Here is a 15,192-nt window from a genome sequence, read left to right as displayed (position 1 = left end):
ATGAACAAAGCATCCGAGCCAGAAAAAGCCGAATGTTTCCATCCGACTTTTGTTGTTAATCTTTCTGATCAAGAGCACGCAACATTTGGTCAATTTTATTGCCGTACTCAATTGATTGGTCTTTTTCAAAGACCAAATCCGGAATTTTATAAAGAGTTAACTTACGACCAAGTTCTCTCTTAATGGTTCCCGTCGCTTTTTCAAGACCCGTTTGTGCTTTTTGATTATCGGATGCCAAATTACTCATGATTGTGTAGTAAACCTTGGCCATTGACAAATCGCCGACCATCTGAACATCTGTAATGGTCACTCCCTGCACACGTGGATCACGAACTTTCTTTTGCAAAATCTCATTGACTTCGCGCTTGATTTCCATCCCGACACGGTCTGTACGAAAATGATTCGCCATATTATTTCCTTTCTTAGATGATAGAAAAGCTGAGTTTCCCCAGCTTGAATAATCCAAGTAGATAAAAAACTATTGCTTTAAAACCTACTAAAATCTATTAAATTGTCACTTCCTCGACAAAATCACTTGTCTATGACTTTGACAGTGAGAAAATATTATTTTTTGATTTCTTCCATGATGTAAGCTTCAATGGTATCATCAACTTTCAAGTCGTTGTAGTTCTCAATCATCAAACCACCCTCTTGGGCATTACCAACTTCTTTCACGTCATCTTTATAGCGTTTCAAACTAGCTAGTTTACCATCAAATACTACAACACCATCACGGATAACTCGAACACTTGAATCACAGGTAACCTTACCACGTACGACCATGAAACCACCGATTGTTCCAACTTTGGATACCTTGAAGGTTTCACGAATGATTGCCTCACCAATGATTTTTTCTTCATATTCTGGATCAAGCATACCTTTCATGGCATCTTCCATTTCTTCGATAACCTTGTAAATGATGCTGTGAAGACGTACTTCAACATCATCTGCTTCAGCTTGGCTACGCGCTTCAGCTGTTGGACGAACGTTGAAACCAATCACAAGAGCATTTGAAGCTTCCGCAAGAGTAATATCTGATTCATTGATAGCACCAACTGCAGAGTGGACGATATTGACACGTACTCCCTCTACTTCAATCTTTTGAAGCGATGATGCAAGAGCTTCAACAGAACCTTGTACGTCGGCCTTGATAATCACATTAACTGACTTAACCTCACCTGCTTTAAGGGTATCAAAGAGGTTTTCAAGACTAACTCGTTGCGTTGCTTGACGCTGTTTAAGAAGAGCACGTTTAGCACGTTCTTCACCTGCTGCACGAGCTGATTTTTCATCTTCATAAACCGCGAAATGGTCGCCAGCCATTGGCGTTTCGTTCAAACCAGTAATAGATACCGGTGTAGATGGACCAGCAGTTTTAACACGACGACCAAGGTCATTTGTCATGGCACGAACACGTCCGAAGGTATTTCCGACAACGATTGGGTCTTGAACATTAAGTGTCCCTTGTTGAACGAGGAGGGTTGCAACCGCACCTTTCCCTTTATCCAAATGAGCTTCGATAACTGTACCAATCGCACGAACAGTTGGGTCTGCCTTCAGTTCTTGGATTTCAGCAACCAAAAGAACAGTTTCCAACAATTCATCAATGTTTTGGTTAAACTTAGCTGAGATTTCTACAAATTCAGATTCTCCACCCCAAGCGGTTGAGATAACACCGTGCTCAGCCAATTCACCGATGACACGCTCTGGGTTTGCACCTGGCTTGTCAATCTTGTTGATAGCTACAATGATTGGTACATTAGCCGCTTTTGAGTGGTTGATAGCCTCAATTGTTTGTGGCATGACACCATCATCTGCAGCAACAACTAGGATGGTCAAGTCGGTAACAGATGCACCACGTGCACGCATAGAAGTAAAGGCCGCGTGTCCTGGAGTATCCAAGAAGGTAATTTTCTTACCAGCTTCCTCAATTTGGTAAGCACCGATATGCTGTGTGATACCTCCAGCTTCCCCAGTAGCAACACGAGAATTACGTAGGGTATCCAACAAGGTTGTTTTACCATGGTCAACGTGTCCCATGATAGTCACAACAGGTGGGCGTTCTGTCATCTCTTCTTCATTGAGGTAGCCCTCTTCTACGAAGAAACGCTCAATATCTGCGTTATCGACCTCTACCTTTTCTTTCGCTTCAATACCATAATCAACCATGAGGAGTTCGATAGTATCTCCATCCAAAGATTGGTTTTGAGTCGCCATAACTCCCATAAGGAAGAGTTTTTTCACAATTTCAGCAGGTTCACGTTTGATTCGTTTTGCAATTTCTGCGACGGTCATGCCAGCAGTGTATTCAAATTCAGTTGGCAATTCGTGGAACTTGCGTTCTGTGACAGGTTTAGCAGGTTGGTTAGCCTTGCCTTTTTTATTTTTCTTGTTGTTATTCCAGTTACTTGTTCTTTGATTTCTCACTTGATTTTGACTATTTCGATTTCTTTGTTGTTTCCGTGGACCATCTTCTTCGTCACTATTAAAGTCACGTTTTTTATCTGGTCGAGCTTGTTTCTTACGACGGGTATCTACAGTAGTTTCTGCAACTTGCTCTGGTACCGATGCAACAGGTGCAGGCTTCACAAATGGTTTGCTTTCCACAACCGGTTCTTCAAACTTAATTTCTTTTGGCTTCTTAGGTTGCTTTTTAGCTTCCTGAGCCTGACGAAAACGTTCTTCACTGGTACGAGCATACTCCGCATTTTGTTCTGCTTTCAAAGCAGCAGCACGCGCTTTGAAGTCAATTTTCGGTGCTGCTGGTTTTGCAACTTCTTTTTGCTCAAAGCGGGCTGGTTGACCTGAACGGTTGTCTTGGCGACGATTGTCGCGACGGTCACCAAAACGATTGTCCTTGCGTTTATCTGAACCTTGCTCACGTCTATTATCGCGTCGGTCATTACGGTCATTATTTGGACGGTTTTGACCTTGTTGACGGTTATCACGACGGTCTTGATTTTGTTTGCCTTGACCACCTTTACCTTGTGCTCGTTTAGCTGCTTGCTCCTTGGCACGTGCTTCCCGTTCTGCCTTAAAGTTACGGCTCTGTGGACGGTGTGGTGTTGCTGGAGTAGCCGCTTTCGTTTCTTCCTTAGGTGTTGGTGCAGGTGCGTCTTCATTTACGACCTCAGCCTTGGTTGCTGCTGGCTTTTCTACCGGCTGAACTTTCGCTGTTGGTTTAGGCGCTTCTACTTTTTGGTTAAAGCTATCAGCCAAGCGTTTAGCACCTGCTTCATCTACACTTGAAGCATGGCTTTTGACTTCAAAACCCAATTCTTGAGCCTTAGCAACAACTTCCTTACTGCTGACGCCTAATTCACGGGCTATTTCATTCAATCTCTTCTTAGACAATGCCTTGTCCTCCTGTTCTATTCCATAATAGACCTCATCTTCTTTGTAAATCCAGCGTCTGTCACTGCAAGGACTTTTCTGGCCTTGCCGACAGCTGCACTCAATTCCAGTGTTGAAAACACTGTTACAACTTCTACTTGATAGGTATGACTTTTATCTGTTACTTTTTTACTTAAATTTCCAGCAGCATCGTCAGCTAGGAATACCAACTTTGCCTGCTTTTTTTGGATGGCTTCAACAACCAAGTCTTCGCCTGAAACTAAGCGACCTGCTCGTTGGGCCAAGCCCAATAAATTTAAGATTTTCTGTTTTTTATTCCAGTCCAAGTTCTCTCCTCTTGACCTTGTGTTCAACATAGGCAATCAATTCATCATAGAACTCTTCAGCCACTTCCATGCTAAAGGAACGATCGAAGACCCGACGTTTTTTAGCTTGAGTAGCTTCAGCATTATCTAGTTTGATATAGGCGCCTCGACCGTTTGCCTTGCCTGTTGGATCGATAAATACTTGACCTTCTTTATTTTTTACAATACGGAGCAAATCCCGTTTGTCGATGATTTCACCGGACACCACAGACTTGCGCAAGGGAATTTTTCTAGCTTTTGCCATGGTTGCTCCTTTTGCCTTATTCTTGTTCTTCTGCGACTTTTTCTACAACTTCGTCTGTTGCATATTGAGTTGCTTCAAAAGCTTCATACTCTGATGCAGACTTGATGTCGATGCGGAAGCCTGTCAAATGGGCTGCCAAACGAACATTTTGACCACGGCGACCGATTGCTAATGACAATTTATCATCTGGTACAACGACTGTAGCATGTTTGCCATCTTCTGTATCAAACAATACTTGATCAACTTCTGCAGGTGCAAGAGCATTGTAGATAAATTCCGCTTCATCTGCTACCCACTCGATGACATCAATATTTTCCTCAGTAGGAATCATACGGTCATTCTTAGCATCATAACGAGCTGGGTGGAACTTGCTGGTGATTTTCTTAATATTTGAACCACCACGACCAACGATCGTACCGATGGCATCTACGTTTGGATTATGGCTACGAACAGCCACTTTCGTACGGTCTCCAGCTTCACGGGCAACACTCATGATTTCAACTGTTCCATCGTATACTTCTGGAATTTCCTGTTCCATGAGACGTTTGATCATTTCTGGATGGCTACGGCTGACAAATACGTTAACACCACGACCATTGTCTTCTACCTTGTAGACATAGACTTCAATGCGATCATGAGATTGGAAAACCTCACCAGGAATTTGGTCTTGTTTTGACAATTGTGCTTCAATCGTACCAAGGTTGACATAGATAAAGCGATTATCAAAACGCTCTACCGTACCTGACATAATCTCATTTTCATGTTGCTTGTAGGTATTGAAGGTAATGGCACGCTTTTGTTTGCGCATCTTTTCCATGATGGTCTGTTTAGCTGATTGAGCAGCTACACGTCCAAATTCCGCTGGGTCTTCTTGGAATTTAATTTTGTCACCCATTTCATAAGCTGATGAAATAGCCAAGGCATCTTTTAGACTAATTTCTAGTCGGCTATCAAATACTTCATCTACTACTTCACGAACAGTAAATACATGGAAATCGCCTTTTTTCTCGTCAAATTCAATCACTGCTGATTCTGATTGACCATAACGGCGTTTATAAGCTGAACGAAGCGACTCTGTAACTGCATCAATGATATCCGCTTTGTTAATACCCATGTCTTCCTCTAAAATACGGAAGGCTTCTAGCATTTCTTTACTCATGTTGTTTTCCTTTTGCGCTCAAAAGGTCCTTTCTTAAAGTCTAATATCTTTATAAAATACTCATGAAAGAGCATTATAACTTAACAGCCAAACGGGCCTTAGCCACCGTCTGGTAAGGAATAGTCACTTCCTTCTTACGAGTTTTATCCATATACTCCATAATCAGGTCTGTTCCATCAAAGGAGAGCAACGTTCCTTCAAAAACCTTGATTTTATCAATTGCCTGATAGAGCTTGACATGGATGTACTTTCCAACCGCCTTCTCAACAGCATCTGCCGTTTTTAAAGGACGTTCCAAACCTGGACTTGTTACCTCCAGCATGTATTGGTCTGGAAATGGGTCTGGTTTGATAGTGTCCAAAATCGGACTGATCTTTTCGGATAAATCTGCCGTATCTTGAAGGGAAATTCCACCCTCCTTATCGACAAAAATCGATAGGACATAGTCACCGCCCATTTTACCATATTCCACATCTACCAACTCGTAAGGAGTTTGAATAGCGGGGGTAATTGCTGCTGTGACCAATTCAATAATTGATGACATAAACACCTCCTACTTTTACAGTCGCTAGAAATACATTACTCAAATAGTTCGCACTATCCAGGACTCTCTATTTCCTTTGACAGTAAACTCCCTTGCACTATCATTCATTCTATATACAGAAATCCGTGTACAGGGAAAGGGTTGACTGACGCCAACCCCTTTTCTCATTATTCACTTCCACTATTCTATCATATCTATCCCTATTTGTAAAGGAAAAAGATCTCTGTTAGACCTCTCCTCATTTTCCACTAAGGGAATTATTGAAACTGTGCTTCCACACGATAGATGACTTGACCCTTGTTTGAGAATTTCTCCTCATACTCTGTCATAACGTTGCCTTCCAAACCATCAGCATGCAAATCTAACCAAACTTGCTTCAAGACCATGCCATATTGAGAAAAACTAGCCAGGCTATACTCAAACAGACCACGATTATCTGTTTTGAAGTGGATTTCTCCCTTCTCAGGTAGGATTTCCTTGTAGGTATCCAAGAATGACTTGTAGGTCAAACGGCGTTTCTCATGACGTTTCTTAGGCCATGGATCTGAAAAATTCAGATAAAGCTGATCTATTTCTGCCGGTGCAAAATAGTTGGTCAAACTCGAACCATCCACCTGCAATAATTTTATATTTGGTAAGCCAGCTTCAAGCACACGGTCCAAGGCATAGCTTAACACGGTCATCTGAATATCAATACCAATATAGTTGATATCTGGATTTTGCGCAGCCATACCAGTGACAAAGCGACCTTTACCAGAACCAACTTCTATGTGGATAGGATTATTGTTTCCAAAAATCTCTGCCCATTTCCCCTTACACTCCTCTGGATTGGAGATAACATACTGGGGATTGTTTGCTAGAAGCTCACTCGCTCCCTTACGATTTCTAACTCTCATACTTCCTTATAGAAACTCTGACGGAATTGCCGTAGAGCATAAATTTCTTTATTTGCAGCCAAAACATTGTAGCTTTCTACATGCTTAGCTATTTGGTTTAGATAGCCAAGCTGGCCATACCAATAAACCTTATTTAATACTGTGCTGTTATATTTGTAGCCATAAGCCCGAAGCCACTCTTCCCAGGACTGACGAGGAATATAATGCGTCAAAATATAGGCAACATCCAACATCCTATCCGTTACACAAGCGGTCTCCCAATCTGTCAAATACACCAAACCAGACGTCGTTTCTACCCAGTTACTATGATGCAAATCTCCGTGAACAAATGTTGCCACCTCTTGACGGAATCTTGGTAGATTATTCAATAAATCTTGACAGATAGATTGCAGATAAGAATTCTGTCCCAATCTAGTTGGCGCCTCTTTTTGCCAACGATAAACCAAATCCTGAGGTTCCATATAGGTATAATTCATCTGCAAAGCCTGATTGAGCAAAATGCGAGAATAGTGCATTCTCACCAGTATTTGACGAATCTGTTTACTAGTCATATCTTGACGCTCCAAGGTACGACCATTCAACCACTCCTGCTCTACACGATGTCCCATTCCTACTTCACGATTTGCTGACAAAACGGGTGGTGTAATTTGCTCACGCGCAAGAGCAGACACTATCGGAGGCATCTCATACTTCACAAAGACTGGCGTTCCGTCTGACCGTAGGCCTTTAAACGCTTTGCCACTATTTCCTGCAATAGACTGTAATTGTAGCCCACTGGTATCAAACTGCATGCCTTTCCTCCTTTAAAAATTCCTTACTATTTTACTAATTTTCGTCTATTTAGTCAATCAATTTTTTTAATTTTAGAGGCAAATATATTTCATGCAAGAAAATCCCCACGAGAAGTAAGACGACTACCATCGTATTCTCTTTAGAAAATAGCAGAGCAAAGCCCAATTCCACCAGTAATAGACTATATAAAATCACTCTAAGCAAATTCTGAAGACCGATTTTCTTGGAATCTTTCTCCAGAGGGTACAGTTGTGTTACATATTGATAATCATAATGTTTGTAAAGCCCCAACAACTGGAAGACAAGTAAATAATGAAAGACTAAAACTAGGCCGATGGATAACCACGATTCTTCAATGGCAAATAGGGACAAAATCGCCAACAACAGTAGACGTATCGTCAAGCCCAAGTAGTCTCCTGAACGCAAGAAAGCCCGTAAGTAGAGATAAAACCAAGTCTGTCTCGACTTGACGAGACGCAAGATTCCATTGAGATAGCTTCTCGGTTTAACAGTCGTACTGATTCCTTTAACCGTCGTAAATAAGGCAAAGAAACGTAAAATAGACTGTTTCCTTTTTTGTTCATCTTGAATAGCCTTAGACCAGTCCAATACTCCCTGTGACTGATAAGCCACTAATTGGCGCTTGACAAAAAGACATTTTAAAACCAACAAAGTAAGAAGACCAGCTACAATCATCCACACCGGTAAACCCAGTTTCAAATAGATTGGTAACAAAACAAGCTGAACCACCACCTGTATAGAGGACCAAAACAAGACCGTGCGTCTGGCTGCAACCTCGAGTCCTTGCAGAATGTCTTTTTCCTTGGTCAATAGGAAGATTTGATCTGCTTCTTCTAGATAAGTCGCAATTCTTCCGGACACTAGTACCAGTAGACTGATTGCAATAACCACAAAAACAATCGGCAACGGATTCTCAGGGAATGACAACAATAATTGGCGGTATTGCAAACTCAAAAAGCCTAATAAAACCATGAGAACCAAAACAAAATGGTCATTCAGAACATAGCGCAGATACTTGGAACAACGATTTAAAAAATCTATTCGGCGTTGTTGAAACAATTCTTTCATCCAGCCACTCCTTCTTGCGTCAAGGCCAGATAAATTTCATTCAGACTTGCACCATCCATACCAAATGCGCTTTGTAGCTCCTCCAAATTTCCAGTTGCACGAACCTGTCCCTGATGTAAAATCACAAAAGAGTCGCACATTTTCTCAGCTGAGTCAAGAACGTGAGTGGACATGAGGATGGAAGTGCCCTTAGATTTTTCTTCCTCCAAAAGAGCGATTAAATCAGAGATAGCCACAGGGTCTAATCCCAGAAAAGGCTCATCAACAATCAACAGACTCGGCTCCACCATAAAAGCACAAATAATCATGACCTTCTGCTTCATTCCCTTTGAAAAATTGACAGGAAACCAGTCCAATTTCTCATCCAAGCGAAACAGTTTTAACAAGTGCTCAACACGTCCCCAAGCTTGCTCCCAGGATAAATCATAGGCCATTGCTACCACTTCCAAGTGCTCTTTGAGGGTTAGTTCTTCATACAAACTTGGTGTTTCAGGGATAAACCCAATCTTCTTCCGATAATTTTCAGCCCCTTGTAGCAAAGTTAGGCCGTCAATTGCAATCTGTCCTTGATAGGGGGTCAAAAGACCGATAATTTCCTTAATAGTCGTTGATTTCCCTGCACCATTTAAACCAATTAGACCAACTAATTGACCATCCTCAACGGTAAAAGATACATCTTTCAAAACTGGGATATTGACATATCCTCCAGTTACATTTTTTACTTCTAACATACATTTCTTCCTACAATTTGATATAATTATTATAACAAAAATCCCAGAAAGAGGTTGCCATTATGTCGGATTGTATTTTTTGTAAAATTATCTCTGGAGAAATACCAGCTTCAAAAGTCTACGAAGATGACCAAGTATTAGCCTTTTTAGACATCACTCAGGTCACAAAGGGACACACATTGGTTGTCCCTAAAAAACACTACCGAAACGTGCTTGATCTGGATAAAGAAGCTGCAGCCACACTCTTTTCTGTTGTGCCAACCATCGCTCGTCAGTTAAAAGAAAAACTTGGAGCTAGTGGTCTAAACATCGTTAATAATAACGAGGAGGCCGCTGGGCAAACCGTCTTTCATACACACATCCATCTCTTACCACGCTTTAACAATCAAGATGGATTGAGCATTCAATTTAAAGCCAACGCCCCTGACTTCCCAGCCCTGGCTCAACTGGCACAAGAGCTCTATCTAGGAGAATAATATGAAACTTCGTAATATCATTTTAGCCGCAAGCGCCGCTACCGCCAGCTTCCTTGCAGTCACGCATCGGGATAAAATCGCTAAAGAAGTACAGGAAACCAAACAACTTCTATCAGATATTCAACTGAGCAAGAACAATATTCAGGAACAACTTGCCATTATCCAAAGTTTTCAAGAACCCTTGCAGGAAATGACTTCTGACTTACAATATAAGACTCGAGTCTATCAGCAAAGTATTGCAGGAAACTTGGAAGAAATCCAACAGATTCTCAAAAAATACCAGAATGAGAATAGCACTCCCTGACATAGGGAATTTCCAAATATATAAAAATAGAGGTTGCAAACAACCTCTATTTTTATAGGCTTTTAGTACTCGCTCGTCAAAATAATAAAAGAAAAACTAATGACTACATTATTGTGCCCCGTTTTCATCACCGAGTACTGGCTCTGTTGAAAAATCGGTTACCTGCTCTTCTGTTGTCACAGTCGTAGTAGCCGATGGATTCCCTATTTCTGGATCCAAGCGTTCCGCCCACGGACTTGCTTCTAGCAACAAGAGATTTGTATATACATCATAAACGTTGATTGGACTTGGTAATCCCACTTGTCCTTCGTAAACCTTCACGTTTGTGACTAAGTCAGTCTTTTCTTCTAAGCCGATAGATTTTTTCAAAATATTTTGCATTTCCAATAGGTGTTCGCTGGTTGGTAATTGATAATAGATTGCATCAACCATTTGATCCACACCGCGCAACTGATAGGAATTCAACTTGGAGACAGAGTCCTTGTACCCCAAGAAATTTGGAATTGTTGCAGGACTAATCTCAATGTTGGTTCGCATATTATTAGAAATGGCAGTCAGAATCTTCTTATACTGGGTAAAACCGTCTAACTGAAGGAGTTTTTTTATAATAGCCGTTATAACTTCACGTTGACGTCTCTGACGACCAATATCCCCCTCAGGATCATCATAGCGCATCCGAGCATAAACCAGCGCCTGATCCCCATTTACCAACTGTTTCCCCGGCTGGACAATAGAGGTGTAGGCAGGCTCATGTTCCGAAATGGATATAGGGAAGCCAAGAGTATTGTTTACCTCAATACCTCCAACCGCATCAACAAGCTCAACCAGACCATCCATATTTATTTCGATATAGCGGTCAATGTTAATATCCATCATCTTTTCGATCGTGGCAATGGCCATCGGTGCCTGTCCGTAGCTATAAGAATGATTTAGTTTTTCAACCGTTCCTGAAGACTCCCCATTCGCTTCTGCAATCTCAACCATAATATCACGAGTCAAGCTCATCATATTGGTTTCCTTAGTCTTGGGATTAACAGTTACCAAAATCATCGAATCACTACGACCACCCTCCCAATCTCCTCCACGGGTCGCTTGGTCCATATCCACCCCCATCAGTAGGATAGTTAGGGGCTCTGTCGCATCAATCGGAGTGATTTTTTCTTCTCCATCTAACTGCTTAAATGTTTTCGAAATAGCATCCGTAGAAAAATTTAACAAGCTGGCTCCATATATTAAGCCAGCACCTACTGTTAAACCAATAATAGCCAAAGACATTAAGAATATTTTTTTTCCAATTGTCATACTTCACCAATTAACTTGCCCATATAATAAAGATCAAGCCATTCTCCTTCATCTGTTCTAGCCCCACGTATCTGGGTTCCTTCAATGTTAAATCCTAGTTTTTGATATAAATGTACTGCCGCCTGATTGCGAACCTGAACCGTTAATTCCAAACGCTTCAATACATCCATTTCCTCTGCCCAATGCAATACTTCCTCCAGTAAAATCATCCCTAGACCGTGACCCCAGTAGGCTTTTTTTACTGCAATAAAAACATTTCCGATATGGCTAATGCGAAACTGCTTAGAGGACTTAACAGAAATTGCGCCGACGACTTCCGAACCAACCTTAGCCAACAGGCACAATTCACGAGGATTTTCGATTCCTGCCTCGAAGATGGTCTCCATTTCAGCAACACTAAATCGAAAACCAGTCTCATCCATAACCAGATAATCCGTTTCTCTAGCAACTTGATTCATAAAATCAATAAAAGCTGCTGCATCAGCTGGTTCAGCTTCACTAAAATACACTTCTTTTTCAGACATTTTGGAACTCCTTCGCTAAATCGCTACTTTGAGCTCCATGAGATTCGACTGTCAATCGTCGACCATCTCCCTCTTTCTCTATACGAATGAGCAAATAGTCATCAAATAGACTGACATCCAGTAATTCTCCCCACTCGATAACCGTTAGACCTCCTCCATAGAGAAAATCATCCAAATCAATCGAGTCAGGGTCATCTCCAATTCGATAAACATCTAAGTGATAGAGCGGCATAGTCCCCTCATACTCTCGAACAATCGTATAAGTAGGACTCTTAATCATCTGTTCAATTTTTAACCCCTTGGCCAACCCCTTGGTCAGAGTTGTTTTCCCAGCACCCAAATTCCCTGATAATACTAGAACTTGATTTGGCTTACAGGCTTTTCCAATTCTCTCACCAATGGCAATCAATTCATTTTCATTCTGACTATACATGTCTTTAATTATACCATAGCCCCAGTAGTTTGTCATAGGTCTACTGGAAATTGTAGACAAGTCGACAGAAAAAATCGCAAGCCAGAGCCTGCGATTTTGTTTATTCTACGCTGAAAAGATATGGGTAGACTGGTTGATTTCCTTGATGGATTTCAACCTCAACGTCTTCAAATTGTTCTTCTAGCTGTTCAGCAAGAGTTTGAGCGAGTTCCTCATCACCATCTTCACCGATATAGATTGTTACGATTTCACTATCTTCATCCAGCATTTTCTCAAATGTAGCGACAAGTGTTTCCATCATATCTGGATTAGAAACCACAATCTTGCCATCAACCATACCAAGGTTGTCATTCTCATGGATTTCAAGACCGTCAATGGTTGTATCGCGGACCGCAGTTGTCACGCTACCACTTTTCACCTCTGCGAGAGATGCCGTCATCACTTCAAAGTTGCTTTCCAAATCACGACTTGGATCAAAAGCAAGCAAGCTAGTAAAACCTTGTGGTAGAGTCTTAGTTTCCACAACCTTAACCGCAACTTCTGCAACCTCAGCAGCCGTCTGAGCAGCCATCAAGATATTTTTGTTGTTTGGCAACAAGATGACATTGCGGGCATTGACCAATTCAATAGCATTGACAAAATCTTTTGTTGATGGGTTCATGGTCTGACCACCTGAAATCACATAGTCAACGCCTTGTGATTTGAAGATTTCTGTCAAACCTTCACCAGCAGCAACCGCAATAATAGCATACTCTTTTTGTTCAGTCGGTTTTTGGAAAGTTTCTTCTTTTTCGACCTGAGCTTCATGTTGCTCACGCATATTGTCCACTTTTACCTTGACCAAGCTACCATATTGAAGACCCGCTTGCATGACCAAACCTGGATCTTCTGTATGGACATGGACTTTGACGATTTCATCGTCGTTAACAACTAGGAGGGAATCCCCAAGGTCGTTGAGGTAGTTACGGAATTCTTCATAATCAAATTCCTTCACATAAGTAGGACCTTGGCGAAGAGCTACCATGATTTCTGTACAGTAACCAAAGGTAATATCTTCAGTCGCCACATGACCTGCAACTGACTTGTGGTGCTCAGCATTGATCATTTCAGACATAACAGCAGGTGTCGCCTCAAAATCTTCCGAAGCAATATACTCACCCGTCAAAGCTGACAAGAAGCCTTCATAAATGTAAACAAGACCTTGTCCACCTGAATCGACAACACCAACTTCCTTCAAGACTGGAAGCATCTCTGGCGTTTTCTTAAGAGCACGATTAGCACCGTCAAGAGTAGCACGCATGACCTCAACCGCATCATCAGTCTCTTCTGCCTTTTTCAAAGCGGCAGTGGCTGCCCCACGCGAAACAGTAAGAATAGTACCTTCAACTGGCTTCATAACGGCTTTATAAGCCACTTCTACACCATGTTGAAAGGCTTGCGCCAAATCCTTACCGTCCAATTCAACCTTGCCTTTAACAGATTGACCAAAACCGCGGAACAATTGCGACGTAATAACACCTGAGTTTCCACGAGCTCCCATCAACAAGCCCTTAGAAAGAATTTGCGCAACTTCTCCAACAGTAGAAGCAGACTTATCTGCTACTTCTTTAGCACCATTGGTAATAGTCATCCCCATGTTGGTACCAGTATCCCCATCTGGAACTGGGAAAACATTGAGTGAGTTCACATATTCGGCTTGTTTATTCAGACGAGTTGATGCTGCCTGCACCATTTCTTGAAATAAACTAGTTGTAATTTTAGACACAATTATTCTCCTACGACTTTGATATTTTGGATAAAGACATTGACGGCATCTACAGAGATACCTAGTTGATTTTCCAAGTTGAACTTAACGCGTTCTTGGATGTTGCGAGATACTTCACTGATTTTTACACCGTAGCTCATCACAGTATAAACATCGACTGCAATGCGACCATCTTCCAAGGTCTTAATCACAACACCTTTAGAATAATTTTCTTTTCTCAAAAGTGCTTGAAAATTATCCTTGATCGCAGACTTACTAGCCATCCCAACAACACCGAAAATCTCAGTCGTAGCACCGCCAACAACTGTGGCAATCACGTCATCAGTCAATTCGATTTGGCCGTCTTTAGTATTGATTTTAACAGTCATAATTCGTTACCTCAAATAGTTTTATCACTCCATTCTACCACATTTTCTGCTTTCTGTAAAAAACAAGCTTGTTACATCGGATTTTACAAAAAAAGAGCTCCCAAAGGCAATGTCATTAAGTTAACTAACCTATCACATTTTGTGGTAGGTTAGTTTTTTATGTTACACTAAAAATAAAAGGAACCAAATCATGCTTGACCAGATCAAATCTCACTTATTTGATAGTATTAACGCCATCGTTTCCGCTGCCGACCAGTTTGTGCTTCATCCTGAAAAGGACTTTAGTCGGAAAAGTCAGCTAACTATGAAAACCATGATTCAAGCTATACTGACCATGGGTGGTAATACCTTGGCCAAAGAGCTGCTTGATTTAAACTTGCCTGTCTCTCAATCTGCCTTTGTTCAACGTCGGTATCGGATTAAACACCAAGCTTTTCAGGCACTTTTTAAGGATATCACTTCTAAGATTCCAATCTCTAAAGACCTTCCTATCTTAGCTGTTGATGGTAGTGATGTGATTCTACCAAGAAATCGTTCTGATAAAACGACCTCTTTTCAAACTGGACCACATCACATTCCCTATAATCTCATTCATATCAATGCTCTCTACAATCTTGAACAAGAGATTTATCACGATTTACGGATTCAGGATAATCGGGAGTTTGATGAGCGTGCGGCTTTTATTGATATGATGGAGAGCTGTCCCTTTCGAGCAAGCACTAGTTATTATGGACAGAGGGTATGAATCCTACAATGTCATGGCACACTGTCAAGAAAGAAATTGGTCCTATATTATCCGTATTCGTGACGGGAATCATTCTATGAAGTCAGGATTTAATCTCCCTG

At 41.4% G+C, this 15,192-nt stretch carries 16 protein-coding genes and 3 pseudogenes; 3 read left to right on the top strand and 16 right to left on the bottom strand.

Features of this window, described 5'->3' with window-relative positions; all coding sequences use genetic code 11:
• Nucleotides 1-55: 55 nt before the first annotated feature.
• The 11 genes and pseudogenes from rbfA to ODU50_RS01405 all read right to left on the bottom strand — a co-directional run bounded on the left by rbfA (nt 56) and on the right by ODU50_RS01405 (nt 9,174).
• A complete protein-coding gene (gene rbfA / locus ODU50_RS01455; RefSeq protein WP_002942382.1) occupies nt 56-409 on the bottom strand; it encodes a 30S ribosome-binding factor RbfA in 354 nt (117 codons plus the stop codon).
• Nucleotides 410-564: 155 nt separating this feature from the next.
• Nucleotides 565-3,090: pseudogene (infB, locus tag ODU50_RS01450) on the bottom strand (translation initiation factor IF-2); the annotation flags it as partial.
• Nucleotides 3,091-3,236: 146 nt separating this feature from the next.
• Nucleotides 3,237-3,354 (bottom strand): annotated as a pseudogene (locus ODU50_RS01445) (translation initiation factor IF-2 N-terminal domain-containing protein); the annotation flags it as partial.
• A 17-nt stretch (nt 3,355-3,371) separates the two neighbouring features.
• The gene (locus ODU50_RS01440; protein ID WP_105153521.1) at nt 3,372-3,710 is read right to left on the bottom strand and encodes a YlxQ-related RNA-binding protein; all 339 of its coding nucleotides are present in this window, start codon (nt 3,708-3,710) and stop codon (nt 3,372-3,374) included.
• Nucleotides 3,667-3,963 (bottom strand): RNase P modulator RnpM, encoded by a 297-nt coding sequence (rnpM, locus tag ODU50_RS01435; RefSeq protein WP_105153522.1) that lies wholly within the window; start codon nt 3,961-3,963, stop codon nt 3,667-3,669. The genes ODU50_RS01440 and rnpM overlap by 44 nt, the downstream gene beginning before the upstream one ends.
• A 16-nt stretch (nt 3,964-3,979) precedes the next feature.
• Nucleotides 3,980-5,122, bottom strand: coding sequence for a transcription termination factor NusA (nusA, locus tag ODU50_RS01430; protein WP_044765269.1), 1,143 nt, complete (start codon nt 5,120-5,122; stop codon nt 3,980-3,982).
• Nucleotides 5,123-5,195: 73 nt separating this feature from the next.
• Nucleotides 5,196-5,666: a ribosome maturation factor RimP gene (rimP, locus tag ODU50_RS01425; protein WP_002942369.1), complete on the bottom strand. Its 471-nt coding sequence runs from the start codon at nt 5,664-5,666 to the stop codon at nt 5,196-5,198.
• Between the two features lie 257 nt (nt 5,667-5,923).
• Nucleotides 5,924-6,562 (bottom strand): tRNA (guanosine(46)-N7)-methyltransferase TrmB, encoded by a 639-nt coding sequence (gene trmB, locus ODU50_RS01420; RefSeq protein ID WP_002939002.1) that lies wholly within the window; start codon nt 6,560-6,562, stop codon nt 5,924-5,926.
• Nucleotides 6,559-7,353: a cell cycle regulator CcrZ gene (gene ccrZ, locus ODU50_RS01415; RefSeq protein WP_002942360.1), complete on the bottom strand. Its 795-nt coding sequence runs from the start codon at nt 7,351-7,353 to the stop codon at nt 6,559-6,561. The genes trmB and ccrZ overlap by 4 nt, the downstream gene beginning before the upstream one ends.
• A 49-nt stretch (nt 7,354-7,402) precedes the next feature.
• Nucleotides 7,403-8,443 (bottom strand): ABC transporter permease, encoded by a 1,041-nt coding sequence (locus ODU50_RS01410; RefSeq protein WP_105153523.1) that lies wholly within the window; start codon nt 8,441-8,443, stop codon nt 7,403-7,405.
• On the bottom strand, nt 8,440-9,174 hold the full coding sequence (locus ODU50_RS01405) for an ABC transporter ATP-binding protein (protein WP_002942356.1): 735 nt from the start codon (nt 9,172-9,174) through the stop codon (nt 8,440-8,442). Before ODU50_RS01405 ends, ODU50_RS01410 begins: the two co-directional genes overlap by 4 nt.
• A 62-nt stretch (nt 9,175-9,236) precedes the next feature.
• Between ODU50_RS01405 and ODU50_RS01400 the strand changes: the two genes are divergently transcribed.
• Together ODU50_RS01400 and ODU50_RS01395 are read left to right on the top strand one after the other, a co-directional pair.
• Nucleotides 9,237-9,650, top strand: coding sequence for an HIT family protein (locus ODU50_RS01400; RefSeq protein WP_105153524.1), 414 nt, complete (start codon nt 9,237-9,239; stop codon nt 9,648-9,650).
• A gap of 1 nt (nt 9,651) precedes the next feature.
• The gene (locus ODU50_RS01395; protein WP_105153525.1) at nt 9,652-9,954 is read left to right on the top strand and encodes a chemotaxis protein; all 303 of its coding nucleotides are present in this window, start codon (nt 9,652-9,654) and stop codon (nt 9,952-9,954) included.
• 108 nt (nt 9,955-10,062) lie between these two features.
• Here the strand turns inward: ODU50_RS01395 and ODU50_RS01390 are convergent, their stop codons facing one another.
• The 5 genes from ODU50_RS01390 to ODU50_RS01370 all read right to left on the bottom strand — a co-directional run bounded on the left by ODU50_RS01390 (nt 10,063) and on the right by ODU50_RS01370 (nt 14,346).
• On the bottom strand, nt 10,063-11,256 hold the full coding sequence (locus tag ODU50_RS01390; RefSeq protein ID WP_105153526.1) for an LCP family protein: 1,194 nt from the start codon (nt 11,254-11,256) through the stop codon (nt 10,063-10,065).
• A complete protein-coding gene (locus tag ODU50_RS01385; protein WP_105153527.1) occupies nt 11,253-11,780 on the bottom strand; it encodes a GNAT family N-acetyltransferase in 528 nt (175 codons plus the stop codon). The genes ODU50_RS01390 and ODU50_RS01385 overlap by 4 nt, the downstream gene beginning before the upstream one ends.
• Nucleotides 11,773-12,213, bottom strand: a complete 441-nt coding sequence (gene tsaE, locus ODU50_RS01380) for a tRNA (adenosine(37)-N6)-threonylcarbamoyltransferase complex ATPase subunit type 1 TsaE (protein WP_079397089.1) — start codon at nt 12,211-12,213, stop codon at nt 11,773-11,775. The genes ODU50_RS01385 and tsaE overlap by 8 nt, the downstream gene beginning before the upstream one ends.
• A 100-nt stretch (nt 12,214-12,313) precedes the next feature.
• Nucleotides 12,314-13,978, bottom strand: a complete 1,665-nt coding sequence (locus ODU50_RS01375) for a DAK2 domain-containing protein (RefSeq protein ID WP_105153528.1) — start codon at nt 13,976-13,978, stop codon at nt 12,314-12,316.
• 2 nt (nt 13,979-13,980) lie between these two features.
• Entirely contained in the window at nt 13,981-14,346 is a 366-nt protein-coding gene (locus ODU50_RS01370) for an Asp23/Gls24 family envelope stress response protein (protein WP_002939192.1), read from the bottom strand.
• A 190-nt stretch (nt 14,347-14,536) separates the two neighbouring features.
• Here ODU50_RS01370 and ODU50_RS01365 point away from each other — a divergent pair.
• Nucleotides 14,537-15,192: pseudogene (locus tag ODU50_RS01365) on the top strand (transposase); the annotation flags it as partial.

The organism is Streptococcus sp. 2020WUSS084 (assembly GCF_044427445.1).
In the GTDB taxonomy this organism is placed as follows: domain Bacteria; phylum Bacillota; class Bacilli; order Lactobacillales; family Streptococcaceae; genus Streptococcus; species Streptococcus suis.
This window is presented reverse-complemented; position numbering and strand designations above follow the sequence as displayed.